This is a genomic window from Neobacillus sp. CF12 (assembly GCF_030348765.1).
Classification (GTDB): Bacteria; Bacillota; Bacilli; order Bacillales; family Cytobacillaceae; genus Neobacillus.
In genome coordinates this window covers 1,796,016-1,816,991 of sequence record NZ_JAUCEU010000007.1, presented here as the reverse complement: position 1 = coordinate 1,816,991, position 20,976 = coordinate 1,796,016, and the positions used below count along the sequence as shown (strand labels likewise).

Sequence of the window (20,976 nt, the reverse complement as noted above, 5' to 3'; positions counted from 1 at the left end):
GGATTTTTTATATTTAGGTACATGAATGGTTCTGTTTATTAATAAGGAAAACTGAGCACGTTAAAAGAGAATATTATTAGGGCAACTCCAACGTACTCAGCCAGGAGGATAAAAACGAATGAAAAATACACAAAAGATAGTATTTCCAGAAGTTTTTTTATGGGGTGGTGCAACCGCAGCGAATCAGATCGAAGGGGGATATACTGAAGGAAATAAGGGTTTAAATATTGCAGATGTTCTACCGGGTGGGAAAGAGCGCCTTAAAATATTAATGTCCGCTGGTTTTAACTTTGAAATCAACCACGAAAAATACACCTATCCCAATCATGAAGCTATAGATTTTTATCATCGTTACCAAGAAGATATCGCTCTGTTTGCAGAAATGGGCTTTAAAGTGTTTCGGATGTCGATAGCTTGGCCAAGGATTTTCCCTAGTGGTGATGAGCAGGAGCCAAATGAAGAGGGGTTGGCATTTTACGACCGGGTTTTTGATGAATTACTGAAATATGAAATAGAACCAGTGGTAACAATTTCTCACTATGAAATGCCGCTGCACCTTGTGAAAGAATATGGGGGCTGGAGGAATCGTCATGTTGTTTCTTTCTTTGAAAAATACACCAAAGTTATACTTAAGCGTTATAAAGATAAAGTAAAATATTGGATGACGTTTAATGAAATCAATGGTGCCCTGAAGATGCCGATTATGAGTATGGGATTTTCTCCCCAAACAGAAGAAAATCGATACCAGGAGACATTCCAAGCCTTCCATCATCAATTTGTTGCTAGTGCTCTAGCGGTTAAAGCATGTAAGGAAATTATTCCTGATGCAAAAATAGGCTGCATGATTCTTTTTGCGCCTGTTTATTCTTACGATTGTAATCCTGAAAACATTATGTATGCCTTAAAAGAAGAGGAAATGTTTAACTATTTCTGTGCGGATGTCCATGTACGCGGGGAGTATCCAGCCTTCATTAAGCGATTCTTCAAGGAGAAAAATATTGAATTAGAGATCCATGAAGGTGATTGGAAGACAATCAAAGAAGGCACAGTAGATTATATTGGGTTAAGTTATTACATGTCTCGCACGGATAAAATGGAAAAGTCAGAAGAAGAAAAAGCACAAGGAAATATTGTTGGCGGTGTTAAGAATCCATTCCTTAAGGCGAGTGATTGGGGCTGGGAAATTGATCCGGTTGGGTTACGTATCAGTTTAAACAAGCTTTATGGCAGATACCAGGTCCCTTTATTTGTGGTTGAAAATGGCTTAGGGGCGTACGACCAAGTAGAGGAAGATGGTTCCATCAACGATAACTACCGGATTAATTATCTACGCGAACATGTAGTGGCGATGGGAGAGGCAATAGAAGATGGCGTGGAACTGATGGGTTATACAGCCTGGGGGTGTATAGACTTAGTCAGTATGTCAACCGGTGAAATGTCCAAGCGTTATGGATTTATCTACGTCGATAAAAACGATGACGGAAGTGGAACACTGGAACGCAAAAGGAAGAAATCATTCCATTGGTATAAAAAAGTGATAGAAAGTAATGGAGAGGATCTTTAAGCAATAACCAAGGTAACCGAGGAATCAAGGGGGACGGTTCTCCTGGCCTAAAAGGGCCAGAAGAACCGTCCCTTTGGTTTTCTTGCTTTTTGTTGACATCGTTTACAACTTGGAATATATTTTAACTACAAGTTAAAACGTTGTGTCGGAGACTAGGAGATTCACACTGATTAACCTATTATACTAGGTTGTTTCTGCGTGGGTCTCTTTTTTTATCATGGCATTTGGAGGTAACTATAATGGAAGAAAGATATATTTTGTCTTTAGATCAAGGAACGACTAGTTCAAGAGCGATTCTGTTTAATAAGAAAGGCCAGATCGTTCATTCTGCTCAAAAGGAATTTACACAGTATTTTCCTAAGCCAGGCTGGGTGGAACATAATGCAAATGAAATATGGGGCTCCGTATTGGCCGTAATCGCGGGGGTATTAACAGAATCAGGCATTAAACCTGAACAGATTGCTGGAATTGGAATCACGAACCAGCGTGAAACGACGGTTGTATGGGATCGGGAAACAGGAAAACCAGTCTATCCTGCGATTGTATGGCAGTCGAGACAAACGAGTAAGATTTGCGATGAGTTAATTGAAAAAGGATATAATACTCTTTTCAGAGAAAAAACAGGGCTTTTAATCGATGCTTATTTCTCAGGGACCAAAGTAAAATGGATACTGGACAATGTTGAGGGTGCCAGAGAAAAAGCAGACCAAGGAAAATTGTTATTTGGAACCATTGATACCTGGTTAATTTGGAAGTTATCTGGTGGTAAGGCCCATGTTACAGATTATAGTAATGCATCTCGTACATTGATGTTCAATATATATGATTTAAAATGGGATGAGGAATTATTAGATCTATTAGGAGTTCCTAAATCCATGCTTCCTGATGTAAAATCCTCATCCGAGATTTATGCGCATACTGTAAATTATCATTTTTTTGGAAAGGAAATACCGATCGCGGGTGCTGCTGGTGATCAGCAAGCTGCATTGTTCGGCCAGGCGTGTTTTGAGCAAGGGATGGCAAAAAATACGTATGGTACGGGTTGTTTTATGCTGATGAATACGGGTGAAAAAGCTGTCCGTTCAGACCATGGGCTTTTAACGACCATTGCTTGGGGGGTTAATGGAAAGGTTGAATATGCCCTTGAAGGAAGTATTTTCGTTGCTGGTTCGGCAATCCAGTGGCTTCGTGATGGATTAAGAATGTTAAAGGACGCTAAACATAGTGAAAGACTCGCCCGAAAGGTTGGTTCAACAGACGGGGTTTATGTCGTTCCGGCTTTTGTTGGTTTGGGAACACCTTATTGGGATAGTGATGTTCGGGGTGCCGTTTTTGGCTTAACACGTGGTACGACAAAAGAACATTTTGTTCGAGCAACGTTGGAATCCCTTGCTTACCAAACGAAAGATGTGTTAGCTGCGATGGAAACAGATTCCGGAATCGAAGTAAAAACTCTTCGGGTCGATGGCGGTGCGGTAAAAAATGATTTCGTCATGCAATTCCAAAGTGATATTTTACATGTACCGGTTGAAAGACCAGTTGTGAATGAAACGACAGCGCTCGGAGCAGCTTATCTTGCTGGTCTCGCTACAGGTTTTTGGAGCAGTCAGGAAGAGATTTCCAATCAGTGGGCGATTGAAACATGCTTCGAACCTAACATGGCTGACGAAACCAGCGTAGAACTTTACAACGGATGGAAAAAAGCAGTGAAGGCAGCGATGGCATTTAAATAAAAAAGACTTCATAGAACAAATGAAATAAGATTGGGATGGTTCATTCATGCATAAAATATTACCTGCTTCAACTTCCTTAAAGGATTTCGAAAAATTCTTATCAAGTGACTACGAAATAGGATTATTCCTGGATGTTCATATCGCTCAATTAAAGAACATTGCTGCTTTGGCTAAACTGCATAGGAAAAAGATGATTTATCATTTAGACCTTGTCCAAGGGTTAAAAAATGATGAATATGGGACAGAATTTATTTGTCAGGAATACAAGCCATTGGGGGTTATTTCAACCAAGTCCGGTGTGATTTTAAAAGCGAAGAAAAAAGGAGTATTAGCTATACAGCGCATGTTTTTATTGGACTCTTATGCATTGGAGAAGAGTTATTCCATTATCGAAAAGACAAAACCCGATTACGTGGAAGTGTTGCCTGGGGTAATCCCTTCCATGATTCAAGAAATTAAAGATCGAACACAAACAAAAATTATTGCTGGCGGACTTATCCGAACCGTTGAGGACGCACAACTAGTATTAGATGCAGGAGCGGAGTCTATTACCACCTCTAATAAGGAAATTTGGGACCATTTTAAAGGTGTTTAGTTATATTTGAGTTTATTCATTATAAAAAAGTAATTTTACCTTTTCTAAAATGAAATGATAAGTTATAATAATACTAAGTTAATAGTACGGTTCGAGATTCTGAGAGACCAAAACGCAAGTTATAGCATCTGCTATAATGCACGTTTTGGTCTCTTTTTTTTTTCAAATCGCTCATTCGAACATTACTTAGGAGGAACCATAAATGACATTTTCAACTTTAAAAAGAGAAGAACAGCTTAAAACTATATCGGAAGAAGAATATGACTTGCTTATAATTGGTGGAGGCATCACAGGGGCAGGCATCGCATTGGATGCTTCCCTTCGAGGAATGAAGGTTGCTCTGATAGACATGCAGGACTTTGCGGCTGGCACATCTAGCCGTTCAACAAAACTAGTTCATGGAGGATTAAGGTACTTAAAACAATTTCAAGTGGGATTGGTTGCAGAAGTTGGGAAAGAGAGAGCCATCGTCTATGAAAATGGCCCACATGTCACCACCCCAGAATGGATGCTCCTTCCTCTGCATAAAGGCGGAACATTTGGTCCCTTAAGCACGTCAATCGGTTTACGCGTTTACGATTATTTAGCTGGGGTAAAAAAATCCGAACGTCGAAGCATGCTTTCACGGGATGAAACCATATCAAAAGAGCCGCTTATAAAAAGAGAAGGACTCAAGGGTGGAGGATATTATGTTGAATACCGTACCGATGATGCCCGCCTAACAATTGAAGTCATAAAGGCTGCCTTTGAAAATGGAGCGAATTTAATTAATTATGTAAAAGCCGAGGAGTTTATTTATCAAAATGAAGTGATAATTGGTATCAAAGCTAAGGATATGTTTACAAACAAGGTAGTAGACATTCATGCGAAAAAGGTGGTAAACGCAGGAGGTCCCTGGGTTGATAGTATTCGTAAAAAGGATTACGCAAGGAATAACAAGCAGCTCCGTCTTACAAAAGGTGTTCACCTTGTAATGGATCAGACTGTCTTCCCGCTCCGCCAAGCTGTATATTTTGACACTCCAGACGGACGGATGGTGTTCGCCATTCCCCGTGACGGGAAAACCTATGTGGGAACAACGGATACGTTTTATGGTGAAGACGCAACTCGTCCAAAAATGAATGAGGAAGACCGTGAATATATATTAAATGCCATACATTTTATGTTCCCGGAGGTAAAGGTTACGCACAAAGACATCGAATCGAGTTGGGCAGGCGTTCGTCCATTAATCTACGAAGAAGGAAAGGATCCTTCAGAGATTTCCCGTAAAGATGAAATATGGGAAGGAGAGAGTGGTCTAATTACAATCGCTGGTGGAAAGCTAACTGGATATCGGAAGATGGCTGAATCGGTCGTAGATTTGATTGCAAAACGACTTGGTGAAAAAGGGCAAGTCTTTAAAGAATCTCAAACAAAGGCATACCCTATTTCAGGAGGGAATGTCGGAGGTTCTAAAGGATTTCAGCACTATATCTCCCTTAAAGAGCAGGAAGCATTGGAGTTTGGATTCACCAAGGAAGAAGGACGCCGGCTAGTCCAAATGTACGGTTCAAATGTGAATACAATTTTCCAGTACGCCAAGACATTTGATGCGGTAGAAAACACAAAGTTAACAAAGAACGTTTATGCGCAATTAATGTACTCCATTGATCATGAAATGGCCGCAACTCCTGCAGATTTCTTTATTCGTCGCACAGGTGCTCTATTTTTTAATATCGAATGGGTCCGTACATGGAAGAATGAGGTTATAGCCTTTATGGAAGACATTTTGGGGTGGAATAAGGAACAAACCGCCCTCTATAAAGAAGAGTTGGAAAAAGAGTTAACTGACGCAGTTACTCCTGCCGATTTTCGACATAAAAAGGTCATATGAGGGAAGAGAAACCAAGGGGACGGTTCCCCTGGCCCAAAAGGGCCGGGAGAACCGTCCCCTCGGTCTATAATTTATATTGTTCCAACCTGCTGAAATATTGGATAAGGAATTGATAGAAATTCTTTTCGGATGGTGCAATTTCTCGGTGTTTCGGAGTAATAATTCCAACTGTACGCATTGCTTTTGGCATTTCTATCGGTACTTTGACGGTGAACCGGGGAACAGAGTCATAGAAAGTACTTTCAGGTAATAGGCTAACGCCGATTCCTGCGGAAACAAGTCCTTTTAGAGCATCCATATCCTCCCCTTCAGATGCAATGTTCGGTTGAAAGCCAGCCTCATGACAAGCATCTACAGCAATCTTTCGAAGGACATACCCATCTGGAAATAAGACGAATCGATCGGTTCGCAAGTCACTTAAATAGAGACTTTTTCTATCCGCCAAGGGGTGATGCTCAGGAAGCAAGGCAACGATATTTTCCATAAATAAAATCTTAGCCTCAAGATCAGGTTCCTTCATAGGGACTGGGCCGAGAAAGGCTAAATCGATTTCACCTTTTTTAACCGCATTGATTAAGTAGGCATACGAGCCATGCCGCAAATGGAAATTAACATTAGGCGCAACTTCCTTATAAGCTGAAATAAGAGTTGGAAGCCAATAGATAGAAAGACTTGAAGGATATCCAATATGAAGCGTTCCTCCTAGTGGATTGAGATATTCTTCTACTTTTTCCTTTCCTTCTTCTAATGTGTCTAAAGCACTTTTAGCAAATTGCAAAAAGATTTTTCCGACCTGTGTAATCTTAATGTTCCTCCCAACCTTTTCTAATAACTTAACTCCCAGCTCCTCTTCTAGCTTGGTAATTTGATAACTAACGGCAGATTGTGCCACGTTTAAATTATCAGCTGCCTCTGTAACATGCTGCCGTTCCGCAACTTCGATTAAATAGCGTAATTGACGAAGTTCCAATGCTATTCCACCTTTCATTGATATAAGAATTAGATTGATTTGATATAAATTATATATTGTTTGTATCAATTAGAAAACCTAAAATAGGTCATATAATATTTCGACAATTTAACTTACAGGGAGAGATTGGATATGACGTTTCATCAACTACCAAAAGCACAAGGTCTCTACCGTCCAGAATTTGAACATGATGCTTGTGGAATCGGCTTGTATGCTCACATAAAAGGAATCTCCACACATGATATTGTGGCAAAAGGGCTAAAAATGCTTTGTCAATTGGATCATCGCGGCGGGCAGGGAAGTGACCCGCTAACAGGCGATGGCGCGGGACTTATGGTTCAAATACCGGATCTATTTTTCCGCAAAGAATGTTCAACGATAAACTTTCCTGAAAAAGGGAAATACGGTGTGGGGATGCTGTTTTTCTCAAAGAATGATGGTGAACGCGAAGCAATTGAATCATATATCAATAAAATGGTCGAACTAGAGGGGCATAGGGTGCTTGGCTGGAGAACGGTTCCGGTCAATACTGAATCAATAGGGATAACGGCGCAGGAAAGTTGTCCTGTCATTCGCCAGTTGTTTGTTGCTGACAACGAAAAAGGTGCGGATTCACTAGCGTTTGAACGCAAATTATACGTAATTCGCAAACTTGCCGAAAAATGGGCAATGGCTTCAGGATTTCGTTTTTATTTTGCTAGTCTTTCGAGCAGAACGATTGTTTACAAAGGGCTATTAACGCCTGAACAAGTAGATCAGTTTTATTTGGATTTGCAGGATGAGAATTTTGTCTCTGCGTTTGCATTAGTGCATTCACGCTTTAGTACAAACACCTTTCCAAGCTGGGAAAGAGCACATCCTAACCGTTATTTAATTCACAATGGTGAGATAAATACACTTCAGGGAAACATTCATTGGATGAAGGCGCGAGAAAGTCAATTTGTATCAGCGGCGTTTGGAGCGGATTTGAAAAAAGTACTGCCAATCCTCGATACAGATGGAAGTGATTCTTCCATTTTAGACAATGCGCTGGAATTTTTAGTGCTTGCCGGCCGAAAACCTGCGCATGCAGCCATGATGCTTGTTCCTGAGCCATGGTCTGAAAATCCTCATATCACTGAAGAAAAGCGAGCTTTCTATGAATACCACAGTACATTAATGGAGCCATGGGATGGGCCGTCAGCTATTTCTTTTACGGACGGCAAACAAATTGGAGCTATTTTGGATCGGAACGGTCTTCGTCCGGCCCGGTATTATGTTACAGACGATGACTACATTATTTTTTCATCAGAGGTTGGTGTCATTGATATAGAGCCGGAAAAAGTATTGTACAAAGAGCGCCTGCGTCCTGGAAAAATGCTTTTGATTGATTTAGAAGAAGGACGAATAATCTCCGACGAGGAAATAAAATCACAGTTGGCACAGGAGCTGCCATATCAGCAATGGTTAAATGATCAACTTGTTCAACTGGAAGACAGAGAAGAGTCTGAGGGAGAAAATTTAGCAGATTTACTTGTCCTTCAAAAAGCCTTTGGATATACGTATGAAGATATTCAAAAATATATCCTTCCAGCAGTATCTGAGGGCAAAGATCCGCTTGGAGCGATGGGAAATGATATGCCTCTTGCAGTTTTATCAGACCGGCCACAAAACTTGTTTAACTACTTTAAGCAATTATTTGCACAAGTAACCAATCCGCCGGTTGACGCGATTCGTGAAGCAATTGTTACTTCCGCCATTTCCTATTTAGGAGCAGAAGGGAATTTACTTCATCCATCGGCAGAAAATTGTCGTCGGATTCAGTTGGAGACACCAATCCTTACTAATATTCAACTTGAAGAAATTAAGACCAGCGAATCATTTAAAAGCAATGTAATCGACATCTTGTTCACAGAGAATTTAGAGAAGAGCCTTAATGAAATTTGCCGTCAAGCAGACAAAGCAATAGCAGGCGGTACCAGTTTAATTATCCTATCAGACCGAAAAATGAATGCAACAGAGGTAGCCATTCCATCTTTATTGGCAGCGAGCACCCTGCATCAACATTTGATTCGTGAAGGATTAAGAACGAAAGCAAGTATTATTATTGAAACAGGGGAAGTAAGAGAAGTACACCATTTTGCGGTGCTGCTTGGATATGGTGTTGACGCAATAAACCCTTATCTTGCGTTCGCTACCTATCAACAAGCAATCAGGGAAGGTACGATGCCGTTCTCTTATCAAGAAGCGGTTAAGAAGTATATTTATGCCATGACTGAGGGTGTAGTGAAGGTCATGTCCAAAATGGGAATTTCAACCGTGCAGAGCTACCGTGGTGCGCAAATTTTTGAAGCAGTCGGAATCAGTTCTGATGTTATTGACACTTACTTTACTGGCACGGTTTCCCAACTTGGGGGAATTGGTTTAGATACAATTGCCAAAGAAGCGAATCTTCGACACAGGGAAGCTTATAGTGAATTGGCTGATAAGACATTAGAATCAGGAAGTAACTTCCAATGGAGACATGATGGAGAACACCATGCCTTTAATCCTGGAACCATCCATACATTGCAATGGGCTTGCCGTAACGGTGATTATGAATTATTTAAAAAATACTCGACACAGGCAAATGAAGAAAGACTTGGTTTCTTACGCAACTTATTTACCTTTAACGGAACACGTCCATCTGTGCCGATGGAAGAAGTAGAATCCGTTGATTCAATCGTCCGACGCTTTAAAACAGGAGCGATGTCGTTCGGATCTATCAGTAAGGAAGCGCATGAAACATTAGCGATTGCCATGAACCGCTTAGGTGGAAAAAGCAATTCCGGTGAAGGCGGGGAAGATTCAAGCCGGTTTGGTATCGATGAAAATGGTGACAACAGAGGAAGTGCGATTAAACAGGTTGCTTCTGGCCGTTTTGGTGTAAAGAGTCATTATCTTGTTAATGCCGAAGAACTGCAAATTAAAATGGCACAAGGTGCAAAGCCTGGTGAAGGCGGCCAGTTGATGGGTACAAAGGTTTATCCATGGGTTGCCGACGTTCGTGGAGCAACGCCAGGAGTCAGCTTAATTTCACCGCCGCCGCACCATGATATTTACTCCATTGAAGATTTGGCACAGTTGATTCATGATTTGAAAAATGCCAATCGTGATGCTCGTATTAGCGTAAAGCTTGTTTCAAAAGGCGGTGTCGGAACCATTGCTGCAGGTGTTGCAAAAGCAGTAGCCGATGTTATTGTTATCAGTGGTTATGATGGCGGAACGGGTGCATCGCCAAAAACGAGCATTCAGCACGCCGGATTGCCGTGGGAACTTGGTTTAGCAGAGGCACACCAAACGCTTATGCTGAATGGTTTGCGCGAGCGGGTTGTGCTTGAAACAGATGGGAAATTAATGACTGGCAAGGACGTTGTTATGGCGGCTTTGCTCGGAGCAGAGGAATTTGGTTTTGCAACCGCACCGCTGGTTGTTCTGGGCTGCGTCATGATGCGTGTATGTCATTTGGATACATGTCCAGTTGGAATTGCTACTCAAAACCCTGAGCTTCGCAGAAAGTTCACGGGTGAAGCGGATTATATCGTTAACTTTATGCGTTTCATTGCACAAGAAGTGCGTGAGATTATGGCTGAGCTTGGTTTCAGAACTGTTGAGGAAATGGTCGGGAGCACAGATGTATTAACGGTAAGTGAGCGGGCAAAAGCACATTGGAAGGCGCAGCATTTAGATTTAACTGCATTGCTTTACAAGCCTGAAGGACAGCGCACCTTTAAACGTCCACAAAATCATAGAATTAACGAATCGCTTGATATCAAAGAAATTCTTCCAGCTGTTCAACCAGCTTTGCAGCAGGGGACACCGGTAGATTTAAGTTTCCCTATTACGAATATCAATCGTGTGGTTGGAACCATCGTTGGAAGTGAAATTTCCAAACAGTATGGTGAGGACGGTCTTCCGGAGGATACCATTACCTTACGCTTTACCGGTTCTGCCGGACAAAGTTTTGGTGCCTTTGTACCGAAAGGCATGACACTCCATCTTACCGGGGATGCCAACGATTATGTAGGTAAAGGTCTATCTGGCGGAAAAATTATCGTCAGAGCAGATGAGCATACCAAAATTGCTTCAGGCGAAAATGTCATCGCAGGAAATGTCGCTTTTATCGGGTCAACAAGCGGTGAGGCTTATATTAACGGTCGTGCTGGGGAACGTTTTGCTGTTCGTAACAGCGGGGTAAATGTAGTGGTTGAAGGAATTGGTGACCATGGCTGTGAGTATATGACTGGCGGACGAGTGGTTGTCTTAGGTGATGTTGGCAAAAACTTTGCAGCAGGAATGTCTGGCGGTATTGCCTACGTTTTAGCAGAAGACAAGAATGCATTTAAGCATTTGTGTAATCAAGAATTAATTGAATTTGAATCCGTATCAACTGCTGAAGAGCAGGATGAGCTAAAACAGTTAATCGAAAACCATTTCCGTTACACGCAAAGTGTAAAGGCTAGCTGTGTTCTAGAGAACTGGAAAGAATGTGTGAGAAAATTTGTCAAGGTCATTCCAAAGGATTATAAACGGATGATTCATTTGATTGAAGAGCAAAAATTAGCAGGATTATCGGAAGAAGAAGCAGTAATGAGCGCCTTTTTAGCGAATTCCTCTACAAAACCAAAACCATCTAAACAGCAGGAAGCTGCAAACCGCTAAGAAAGGAGAGAGGCACAATGGGGAAACCAACTGGATTTATGGAATATTCTCGCGAAAAAGTGGGGGAAAGAGATCCACTGATACGCTTAAATGATTGGAAGGAGTATAGTGTTCCTTTTTCTGATGAAAAGTTACGAATACAGGGAGCGCGGTGCATGGATTGCTCCGTTCCCTTCTGTCATACCGGGATGGAGATTCAAGGAGCCACATCAGGCTGCCCGATTCACAACCTGATTCCAGAATGGAATGATCTAGTGTATCGCGGCCGTTGGAAAGAAGCACTCGACCGGTTGATGAAAACAAATAATTTTCCTGAGTTTACAGGAAGGGTTTGTCCGGCGCCATGTGAAGGTTCATGTACACTCGCGATTTCCGACCCTGCGGTAACAATCAAGAATATTGAACAAGCAATCATCGATAAAGGTTTTGAGAACGGATGGATCACACCAAAGATTCCAAGGTCCCGAACTGGAAAGAAAGTCGCCATTATTGGTTCAGGTCCTGCAGGTTTGGCAGCTGCTGATCAGCTTAATCAAGCTGGTCACTCGGTAACGGTTTTTGAACGTGCTGACCGCCCTGGTGGTTTGCTGATGTATGGAATTCCGAACATGAAGCTTGAAAAAGAAGTTGTAGAACGTCGTGTTCGTTTATTGACACAGGAAGGCATTGACTTTGTTACGAATACAGAAGTGGGTAAAGATGTCACAGCTGCAGAACTTCAAGCACAGTTCGATGCCGTCATCCTTTGTACAGGAGCCCAAAAGCAGCGGGATTTAGTAATTGATGGCCGTGGAGCAAAAGGAATTCACTTTGCCATGGATTATTTATCCTTAGCGACTAAAAGTCTATTAGATTCGAACTTTGAAGATGGTAAATTTATTAATGTAGAAGATAAAGACGTTATCGTTATCGGTGGCGGGGACACAGGTGCCGATTGCGTGGCAACAGCGCTTCGTCAAAAAGCCAAGAGCGTCGTGCAGTTCGGCAAGCATCCGCAATTACCAGGTGAACGTACAGCTGAAAATTTATGGCCAGCTTATCCGAACGTTTTTACCATGGATTATGCGTATAAGGAAGCAGAAACCAAATTTGGGGAAGATCCACGCCAATACTCAATTCAAACAAAAAAAATTGTCGCCGATGAGAATGGAAATCTTAAAGAGCTACACACTATCCAAATGGAGAAGTTAAAGGATGAAGAAGGTCGTTATTATTTTAAAGAAATCCCAGGAACTGAAAAAGTATGGCCAGCTCAGTTTGTGTTTATCGCAATCGGCTTTGAAGGTACTGAACAGCCTTTATTAAGCCATTTCGGTGTGGAGGCAGTCAACCAAAAGGTTGCTGCAAAGTACGGTGAGTTTAAAACCAACGTAAAAGGAGTGTTCGCTGCAGGCGATGCCAGAAGAGGTCAAAGCCTCATCGTTTGGGCAATCAATGAAGGCCGTGAAGTCGCACAGGAAGTTCACAAATATTTGATTGGATAATAACCAAGGGTAACCAAGGGGACGGTTCTCCTGGCCAAAAATGGCCAGGAGAACCGTCCCCTTGGTCTATATCACTGCGTTTCCGCTACGCTAGATGATTCATCCGGCCTTTGCCCATTCTGCAAATCTGCAATGGTCAGTCCAAAGTCCATTTGGAAATGTGGATAATCTTTAAAATCTTTCCAATCTCCGCCCCACTCGAATCCTAATGACTTTGCCATTTTCACCACTTCCGACCAATCGGACTTTCCATTTTGATTGCCATCATATTGCCGATCCCAAATAACATCACCTGAAGGAGTTTCAAGTGCAAAATCAATCGCAAGCCCATAATTATGATAGGATTCTCCACCTTTTGCATTCGTGACAATACTACCCTCTGCTGTACGTCCCTGTTCATAAATCGTGTTCTGCTCCTCTACACTGCGAAAACCGTCAGTAATCAAAATTACAATGCCCTTTTTGGCTGCTTGTTGGACTAATTGATCACTTCGTTCCTTTATTATTGGATGGAGTTCCGTTGGCAGAGGCACATTTTGGTCTTGTTTAATGCCTGTTGCTTTAGACGGTTTGGTTTCGTTTTCTCTAAATATAAAAATAGTACTAATCCCTAGAACAACTAGAAAAAGTAACCATTTAATCCAATTTCTTTTCATGATGCCTCTTCCTCTCGTTTAGAAGTTTACTAGGCTCCTTCTAAGCAGAGCTTTCTTCTTCCTATTCCTCTATTTCTATCACTCTTCTATTGTTCCCTATTTACCTTAAACAATTCTTAACTAGTATAAAACTAATCTGTTACATAATAAACAATCATAATCTTCTAGTAAAGAGGACTGACTCTTTTTTAATTTCATTTTTAAGAAAAGTTTAAGGTTGCGCCCTCATAATAAGGCTATTCAGTTATTCATGCACATTACTGCCAAAAAAGGGGGGCGAAAAAATTTGAAGTTAAAAATAATTATTCTAATACTCGTCATGGGAATACTCATAGGCGTGAATTATGCGCAAGCACAAAAATCAGAATCTAGCACTACTACAGAAATAAGAAATGAAATAGAGGAAACAAACCAAGAACAACTTACGAATATATCTGATTCAAATTCGGTTGCATCATCTTCTGATACAATACTGAATACGGACGAAATTCAAGTTGTAAGTCAGGTGCAGGATGGAAAAGTAGTTAACGTTCCGCATATCCGACAAATGCCTGAATTACCACGTGGCTGCGAAGTTACGAGTCTAGCAATGCTCCTTCAGTATGCGGGTGTTTCTGTGGACAAAATGACGCTTGCAAACGAAATTACCACCATTCCTTTTCGTGATTCGAACGGATTAAATGGAAATCCAAATGATGGATTTGTTGGGGATATCTATTCGTTTGATAATCCTGGATATGGCGTTTACCATGCCCCGATTGCAGCTTTAGCTGAAACCTATTTACCAGGGAGAATTATAGATTTAACAGGCGAAAGTATTGAGTCTGTTTATAATATGATAGAAAATAGTTCTCCTGTTTGGGTCATTACAAATTCAAGATTTTCTCAGCTGCCAGAAAGTGAATTTACCACTTGGCAAACAGCATCCGGGGAAATTCAAATTACCTATCGTGAGCACAGTGTATTAGTGGTAGGCTATGACGAAAATAATGTGTATCTAAACGATCCGTTAGCAGATCAACCATATACTGCCGTTCCAAGAGATAGTTTTGAAGAATCATGGATTCAAATGGGAAAGCAAGCTATTAGTTATCAATAAATATTTTTAAAATGAGTTGCAAAAATGAACATACATCACCATTTCATCACAATCTTTTGGTAAAGATAAAACCATACCACAAACGAACTAGAAAGGGATTTACTGTGAAAAAACCATTAATACTTATCGCTGATGATGAAATAAGGCTGGGAAAACTTGTTTCCGACTTTCTAGTAAACTCCGGATTTGGAGTGTTGACTGCAACTGATGGGAAGCAGGCAATTAACCTCTTTATAGAATATCGAAATAAAATTGATCTCATTATCCTAGACGTAATGATGCCGCAAATGGATGGTTGGAAAGTTTTAAAAGAAATAAAAAGTATATCCTCGGTTCCGATTATCATGCTTACTGCAAAAGCGGAAGAATCTGACCAATTAACGGGATTCAAACTTGGTGCAAACGATTATGTAACCAAACCATTTTCCCCAAGTGTTCTCGTTGCTAGAGTTGAAAATCTATTGAAAAGAACCGGGAAAATCGGTGGTGAAAAAATTATATCAAGAAATCTTTCAATCGATTTAATTGAACATGCAGCCTATATTGATGAACGACCTATTGAAATGACTCCAAAAGAATTCGATTTGTTGGTATATTTCATTCAAAATGAAGGAATTGCGTTATCAAGGGACAACATATTAAATGCAGTTTGGAATCACGATTATTTTGGTGACCTTCGAACGGTGGATACTCATGTTAAACAGCTGCGAGCTAAACTTGGTGTATTCAGTTATTATATTGAAACTGTCCGAGGAATTGGATACAGAATGAGGTGCAAGGCTGAGGATGTCGATAAGGGTTAAATTATTTTTTATACTAACATCTATTATTCTTCTATTTGTCATCCTAACTCAGTTTTTTGGAATCCTCTTTCTTGAGGATTTTTATATTTCTTCAAAAAAGAAATCATTAAAGGAAAGTTTTGGCCAAGTACAACAAATAGTTTCTACAGAGAGTAATTATGAAGAAAGCCTTGCAGCACTGCAGGATAATAAAAATATAAATATCCTTATTACAGATAAAGAGTACAATGTCATTTTTATGACAGCTCTATTAAAACGTAAGGATAAAGTCCCGGTGGACACTGGTAAATTATTGGATAAGCATGAAGAACATCTAAATGATGAGATTGGTAGTTTATCAAAAGAACAAAAGATAGTTACTCGTACAGATCCAAGGACAGGAACAGAATTCTTGAGTTTATATTCCATCATTAAACTTCCAGATGGTGTGGAAGGCTATGTAGAAATTAGTTCATCCATCGATGCCATGAAAGACAGCATCCATGCAGCAAGTAATTTTATCCTCTATTTATCATTGTTGGTTACTGTAATCGGAACAATTACTATAATTTATGTATCTAGTAAGATTTCAAAACCAATCGTAAAGATCGGCAAATTAACCGCTGATATGGCAAATCTGGACTTTTCACAAAGAATTGAGGTCAACTCAAATGATGAAATAGGTGATCTTTGCAAAAATATCAATTTGCTATCTGTAAAGTTAGATAAAACCCTTAATGAACTGGCAAACGCTAATCTACAATTGAAAAAGGATATCGAGATGAAAGAAAGAATTGATCAATCAAGAAAAGAATTAATTGCCAATGTATCACATGAACTTAAAACGCCCATTTCGCTCATTGCAGGATATTCTGAGGGGCTAAAGGTAAATGTAAATAAAGACGATAAGGATTTTTATTGTGATGTGATTATTGACGAAGCGGATAAAATGAACAGATTAGTACTAAGCCTTTTAGACCTTTCTCAGGTTGAAGGTGGATACAAACAAATGAAGAAAGAATGGATGAATGTAAAAGAACTGATTGAAGGTAGTTTTGAAAAATACAAATTGATCTTTAACGAGAAAGGGATTCATGTAACACTTTCTTATGAAGGTGATTGTGATGTATTTGCAGACCCAGAAAGAATAGAACAAGTATTAACGAATTATCTTACAAATGCCATGAATCACGTTGATAATAGAAAACAAATTATCATTGAAGTAGAAGAGCAGGGGGAAAAAGTAATTGTTCGTGTTTTCAATTCCGGAAAACCTATTCCTGCTGATGAGATAGATAAAATTTGGGACAGCTTTTATAAAATTGATAAAGCTCGTACCCGTGAATATGGTGGGTCGGGACTCGGATTAACCATTGTAAAAGCGATTATTGAGGCACATGGTGGAAAATATGGAACTACCAATCATGACGAAAGGGTTGAATTTTGGTTCACCCTAAATAAAGAATAAAGGCAAAACAGCTCCTGAATCCAGGTGCTGTTTTTTAATGCTATTTTATTCTTTAATTCGTTAATAATTTATTAATCGAATCTTCACATAGACATCACATACCGTTTCTAAAATAAAGCTAGTAAAACTAGTAGATTGTTAACAAGGAAAGGGTTGAATCATTTTGAAGAAAAAGGCAATAGCAATTATTCTGTCCTGCTCTTTAGGAATGTTTTTAATGGCAGGTTGTACAAAAGAAGCAGAAGCAGTCCCTGTAAAAACGACCGAGCAGAAAGTAGTGAAAGGAAATTTGGAAGTCGGTCTTGCAGCAGATGGTAGAATCAGCAGATCGATTACAAATTTGAATTTTGAAGTGTCTGGTACGGTTAAGAAGATTAATGTTGTAATAGGACAACCAGTTAAAGCTGGCGACATTCTTGCAGAACTTGATGATACGGATTTACAACTTGCGCTTACCCAAGCACAGAATGCATTGAGTAAGGCTGAAGCTAATTATACAGATGCCGTGAATCAGAGGGAAATCAATCAGATGGAATCTAAAATAAAGGTTGATGAAGCAAAAACGAAATGGAATGAAAAGCCTGATGATGCTTCTCTAAAAGCGGCATATGAACTAGAGCAAAAGAAGTATCAAAATCTTGTAAACAATAATTCTACAATTGAGAACGCTAAATTGAGTGTAGAAGAGGCAAAAAACAAACTTCAGGAAGCAAAAAATAATTTGAACAAGATTTATCTAAAAGCACCTATCGATGGTGAAATTATGAACCTTAACTATAAGGTAGGTGAAGTTGTGACAGGAAGTCAGGCCGGAACCAATAATAATTCAGCTTCATCAGGAAGTGCATTTATGACGATCGTAGATCCGAGTGTTATTTATGTGAAAGCTACAGCTACAGAGACAGATATTTCAGGGATTGAAATTACTCAGCAAATGAGAGTGGCCATTGACTCCGTATCGCTTGAAAATGTTGCAGGTGAAGTCGTATCTGTTAGTGATACTCCATCTATTGACAGTTCAGGTGTTGTTACCTATGAAGTTACCGGAAAACTCGCAGAGCCAAATGAAATGATTAAAGATGGAATGACAGCTTTTATTACTTTTTTAAAGAAGGAAAAGACGGATGTTCTACTAGTACCAAACAAAGCGATATTTGTTGAAGACGGTAAGCAATATGTAAATGTTAAAACATCTGGTGAAGAACCTGAAAAAAGGGCTATTACCGGCGGCTTAACAAATGGAATCCAAACCGAAGTGGTTGAAGGTCTTAAAGAAGGAGAGACCGTTGTCATAGGTGGTGTACAACAATGAAATTAGTTGAGCAGTTACGTTCCGTTATGCTCAGCGTGTCTACTAATAAGTTTAGAGTAATCCTGACATCACTCGGAATCATAATAGGTACCTTTACCATCATTATGGTTGTTGGTATCGGAAAAGCCAGTGAAAAAGCAGTAGAAGACCAGTTTAAGAGACTTTCTGTTGAGAGCATTACGATTACAAAGGCGCGTGGAGCAGGAGGAAGAGGCATGTCCCCCTCAACCTCATCGAAGTCTCTCACAAAGCAAGACGCGCTTCAAATGTCTGAACTTCTTACTAATGTTAAGAGTGTGGGGATCAGTATTGGTACTTCTTCAGAAGTGGCCAATGGGTTAACCACTTCAACCGCAAGTATTCAAGGAATCAATGAGGCTTATGCGGCCATTACCAATTTGACTCCATTGAGTGGAGATATTTTTACAGATGAAGATGGTCTATTAAGAAATAAAGTTGTCGTCCTTGGCTATAATTTAGCCGATTTGTTGTTCGAGGGTGATGTCAATGCAGCAGTCGGTTCAAAAGTCTTGTTAAAAGGAACGTCTTATACTGTTACAGGTGTTTTGAATCGAATAGGCGGATCTGGCGGGATTAGTTCCGGCGGAGGCGCTATGGCGAATTCATCGACAGCAGATGATATGGCATTTATCCCTTATGATGTTGCATTAAAGTACACTACCGGTACAAGTGGGACTAGAGGTGGAGGCGGCGGTTCTGGAATGATCACGATTATTGCTCAGGCAAACGATATTAATAGTGTTCAACCTGCAATCGAAGAAATAAAGCAATATATTGGTGAAATCACAGGTGATTCAGAATCGTATACTGTCGTTGATGCAGGAAGTACTTTAGCTTCAGCACAGGAGACGTCAAGTACCATGTCTGCTTTGTTGGTAGCGGTGGCAGCCATCGTCATGATAGTTAGTGGAATAGGAATTATGAACGTGCTTATGGTGGCAGTGAAGGAACGAACACGTGAGATTGGTATTCTCAAAAGTATTGGTGCAGCAAGGCAGGTAATATTGCTTGAGTTCTTGTTTGAGGCAATATTCATCAGTCTGTGCGGTGGTTTGCTAGGGGTATTACTGAGTGTAGTCGCACCATGGGTACTATCATTTACAGAAATTAATTATTTAGCTTCCATTGAAGGAATTATTCTAGGATTAGGATTTTCTGTGATTACCGGGATTTTCTTTGGATACTATCCTGCTGCAAAGGCATCAAAGCTAAAGCCGATTGAAGCATTAAATTATGATTGATAGGAGTGTAACATCTTGAAAAAATTACGCTTAATAAACATTTTGGCATCTGGACTGATAATTTTAACGATTGTGGGTTGTTCAAGTGCAGCCGCTTCAGAAGAACAAGCAACAACAGAAGAGACTACTAGTAAAGAAGCCAGTAAGAGTTCAACAGATTTAGGAGAAATTGATGTATACGGCGAAGTATCAGAGGTTATTGGAAATGAAGTAACGTTAAAGCTCTTAGAAATACCTGATATGTCTGCGATGAATAGAGAAAAAGGTACAGGCGGCGAAAAACCTGCTGATAAAGCCGAAGGTAGCGCACCTGCTGGAGACACCACTAACGGTGCGGCAGCTGGAGCCACTGCTGGAACCCCAGGTGGCGGAGGAATGAGAGAAAAAAATTATACAGGGGAAGAGAAAACCATTGTGATTCCTGTTGGTACGCCTATTGTGTCAATGACCAGGGGTGAAGAAGGAATGGTTGAAAGTGAAATAAGCCTGAATGAATTAACATCTGGCATCACATTGTCCATTTACTATCAGGAAGATGGAAAAACAATCGAGAAAATAACAATCAGAAAACCGAGAACAGGTGGTGGCAGTCAAGGTGGACAAGGTGGCAAAACCGGTAATTAAGATGACAAATATCAATAAGTCATATGGTAAAGGAGAGAATAAAGTCGATGTTTTAAAAGAAGTCTCATTAACGGTTGACCAAGGAGAATTCGTTGCTATTCTTGGTCCATCAGGTTCCGGGAAAACAACATTGATGAACTTGATCGGTCTTATTGATACGATTGACAACGGAGATTATTTTCTCGATGAAGTAAATATTAAAGAGCATTCAGAAAAAAACTATGCAAGAATCAGAAATGAAAAAATCGGGTTCGTTTTTCAAAAATTCAACCTTATTTCTAAATATACAGCACTTTATAATGTAGCCCTGCCTCTTCTGCTTCGAGGGGAAAGTTATAAAATGGCTAAACAGAAAGCAACTGAAACCCTAACAAGAGTGGGTCTAAGTGATCGAATTCATCACCGTCCTAACCAGCTCTCTGGTGGGCAGCAGCAGCGGGTTGCCATCGCACGTGCATTGGTCGGCGAATGTCCTTTGATCTTGGCAGATGAGCCAACCGGTGCCCTTGACCAAAAAACAGGAAGAGAAGTGCTATCCTTTATTCAAAAGCTTAATAGTGAAGGTAAAACAATCGTTATGATTACTCATGATGAAAGTATTGCGTCAATGGCGAAAAGAATTATATATGTAGAGGACGGAATGATCAAATAAAAACACCAAGGGGACGGTTCTCCTGGCCAAAAGTGGCCAGGGGAACCGTCCCCTTGGTTTTCCCTTGGTTTTCCCTTTAGTAATAAAAGTAAAACCTTTACTTTGTTGGGTGTCTAAACAAAGTTATTTTAGATAAAATGAATTCAGAAAAGGAAGAAAGTTCTAAAAGGGATCTCTTTATCAAATGAAATTTATAAAGGAGGTTGTGTAACAGGTCGTCAT

General features: G+C 40.2%; 15 protein-coding genes. 13 read left to right on the top strand and 2 right to left on the bottom strand.

Annotation, left to right across the window (positions count from 1 at the left end; all coding sequences use genetic code 11):
• Nucleotides 1–118 precede the first annotated feature (118 nt).
• The 4 genes from QUG14_RS08590 to QUG14_RS08575 all read left to right on the top strand — a co-directional run bounded on the left by QUG14_RS08590 (nucleotide 119) and on the right by QUG14_RS08575 (nucleotide 5,765).
• Nucleotides 119–1,564, top strand: a complete 1,446-nt coding sequence (locus QUG14_RS08590; RefSeq protein WP_289340094.1) for a glycoside hydrolase family 1 protein — start codon at nucleotides 119–121, stop codon at nucleotides 1,562–1,564.
• Between the two features lie 239 nt (nucleotides 1,565–1,803).
• Nucleotides 1,804–3,297 carry a glycerol kinase GlpK gene (gene glpK / locus QUG14_RS08585; RefSeq protein ID WP_289340093.1) on the top strand — a complete coding sequence of 498 codons (1,494 nt, stop codon included), beginning with the start codon at nucleotides 1,804–1,806 and terminating at the stop codon, nucleotides 3,295–3,297.
• A gap of 46 nt (nucleotides 3,298–3,343) precedes the next feature.
• The gene (locus QUG14_RS08580; RefSeq protein WP_289340092.1) at nucleotides 3,344–3,892 is read left to right on the top strand and encodes a glycerol-3-phosphate responsive antiterminator; all 549 of its coding nucleotides are present in this window, start codon (nucleotides 3,344–3,346) and stop codon (nucleotides 3,890–3,892) included.
• Nucleotides 3,893–4,094: 202 nt separating this feature from the next.
• A complete protein-coding gene (locus QUG14_RS08575; protein WP_289340091.1) occupies nucleotides 4,095–5,765 on the top strand; it encodes a glycerol-3-phosphate dehydrogenase/oxidase in 1,671 nt (556 codons plus the stop codon).
• 64 nt (nucleotides 5,766–5,829) lie between these two features.
• Here the strand turns inward: QUG14_RS08575 and gltC are convergent, their stop codons facing one another.
• Nucleotides 5,830–6,735 (bottom strand): glutamate biosynthesis transcriptional regulator GltC, encoded by a 906-nt coding sequence (gene gltC, locus QUG14_RS08570; RefSeq protein ID WP_289340090.1) that lies wholly within the window; start codon nucleotides 6,733–6,735, stop codon nucleotides 5,830–5,832.
• Between the two features lie 132 nt (nucleotides 6,736–6,867).
• Between gltC and gltB the strand changes: the two genes are divergently transcribed.
• Together gltB and gltD are read left to right on the top strand one after the other, a co-directional pair.
• Complete coding sequence (gene gltB, locus QUG14_RS08565) at nucleotides 6,868–11,415, top strand: glutamate synthase large subunit (protein WP_289340089.1); 4,548 nt, start codon at nucleotides 6,868–6,870, stop codon at nucleotides 11,413–11,415.
• A 17-nt stretch (nucleotides 11,416–11,432) separates the two neighbouring features.
• Nucleotides 11,433–12,899: a glutamate synthase small subunit gene (gltD, locus tag QUG14_RS08560; protein WP_289340088.1), complete on the top strand. Its 1,467-nt coding sequence runs from the start codon at nucleotides 11,433–11,435 to the stop codon at nucleotides 12,897–12,899.
• Between the two features lie 71 nt (nucleotides 12,900–12,970).
• Here the strand turns inward: gltD and QUG14_RS08555 are convergent, their stop codons facing one another.
• Nucleotides 12,971–13,555, bottom strand: coding sequence for a M15 family metallopeptidase (locus QUG14_RS08555; RefSeq protein ID WP_289340087.1), 585 nt, complete (start codon nucleotides 13,553–13,555; stop codon nucleotides 12,971–12,973).
• A gap of 286 nt (nucleotides 13,556–13,841) precedes the next feature.
• Between QUG14_RS08555 and QUG14_RS08550 the strand changes: the two genes are divergently transcribed.
• From QUG14_RS08550 to QUG14_RS08520, 7 genes are all read left to right on the top strand, one after another.
• Entirely contained in the window at nucleotides 13,842–14,654 is an 813-nt protein-coding gene (locus QUG14_RS08550) for a C39 family peptidase (RefSeq protein WP_289340086.1), read from the top strand.
• A 104-nt stretch (nucleotides 14,655–14,758) separates the two neighbouring features.
• Nucleotides 14,759–15,457, top strand: coding sequence for a response regulator transcription factor (locus QUG14_RS08545; protein WP_289340085.1), 699 nt, complete (start codon nucleotides 14,759–14,761; stop codon nucleotides 15,455–15,457).
• On the top strand, nucleotides 15,441–16,904 hold the full coding sequence (locus QUG14_RS08540; RefSeq protein WP_289340084.1) for a HAMP domain-containing sensor histidine kinase: 1,464 nt from the start codon (nucleotides 15,441–15,443) through the stop codon (nucleotides 16,902–16,904). The genes QUG14_RS08545 and QUG14_RS08540 overlap by 17 nt, the downstream gene beginning before the upstream one ends.
• A gap of 163 nt (nucleotides 16,905–17,067) precedes the next feature.
• Complete coding sequence (locus tag QUG14_RS08535; protein ID WP_289340083.1) at nucleotides 17,068–18,216, top strand: efflux RND transporter periplasmic adaptor subunit; 1,149 nt, start codon at nucleotides 17,068–17,070, stop codon at nucleotides 18,214–18,216.
• Nucleotides 18,213–19,478, top strand: a complete 1,266-nt coding sequence (locus tag QUG14_RS08530; RefSeq protein WP_289340082.1) for an ABC transporter permease — start codon at nucleotides 18,213–18,215, stop codon at nucleotides 19,476–19,478. The genes QUG14_RS08535 and QUG14_RS08530 overlap by 4 nt, the downstream gene beginning before the upstream one ends.
• Before the next feature lie 15 nt (nucleotides 19,479–19,493).
• On the top strand, nucleotides 19,494–20,102 hold the full coding sequence (locus QUG14_RS08525) for a hypothetical protein (protein WP_289340081.1): 609 nt from the start codon (nucleotides 19,494–19,496) through the stop codon (nucleotides 20,100–20,102).
• Complete coding sequence (locus QUG14_RS08520) at nucleotides 20,083–20,754, top strand: ABC transporter ATP-binding protein (RefSeq protein WP_289340080.1); 672 nt, start codon at nucleotides 20,083–20,085, stop codon at nucleotides 20,752–20,754. The genes QUG14_RS08525 and QUG14_RS08520 overlap by 20 nt, the downstream gene beginning before the upstream one ends.
• The last annotated feature ends 222 nt before the right edge of the window (nucleotides 20,755–20,976 follow it).

Coding starts and splice junctions, on each gene's coding strand:
- QUG14_RS08590 (WP_289340094.1), top strand. CDS start 119: ATGAAAAATACACAAAAGATAGTATTTCCAGAAGTTTTTTTATGGGGT.
- glpK (WP_289340093.1), top strand. CDS start 1,804: ATGGAAGAAAGATATATTTTGTCTTTAGATCAAGGAACGACTAGTTCA.
- QUG14_RS08580 (WP_289340092.1), top strand. CDS start 3,344: ATGCATAAAATATTACCTGCTTCAACTTCCTTAAAGGATTTCGAAAAA.
- QUG14_RS08575 (WP_289340091.1), top strand. CDS start 4,095: ATGACATTTTCAACTTTAAAAAGAGAAGAACAGCTTAAAACTATATCG.
- gltB (WP_289340089.1), top strand. CDS start 6,868: ATGACGTTTCATCAACTACCAAAAGCACAAGGTCTCTACCGTCCAGAA.
- gltD (WP_289340088.1), top strand. CDS start 11,433: ATGGGGAAACCAACTGGATTTATGGAATATTCTCGCGAAAAAGTGGGG.
- QUG14_RS08555 (WP_289340087.1), bottom strand. CDS start 13,555: ATGAAAAGAAATTGGATTAAATGGTTACTTTTTCTAGTTGTTCTAGGG.
- QUG14_RS08540 (WP_289340084.1), top strand. CDS start 15,441: ATGTCGATAAGGGTTAAATTATTTTTTATACTAACATCTATTATTCTT.
- QUG14_RS08530 (WP_289340082.1), top strand. CDS start 18,213: ATGAAATTAGTTGAGCAGTTACGTTCCGTTATGCTCAGCGTGTCTACT.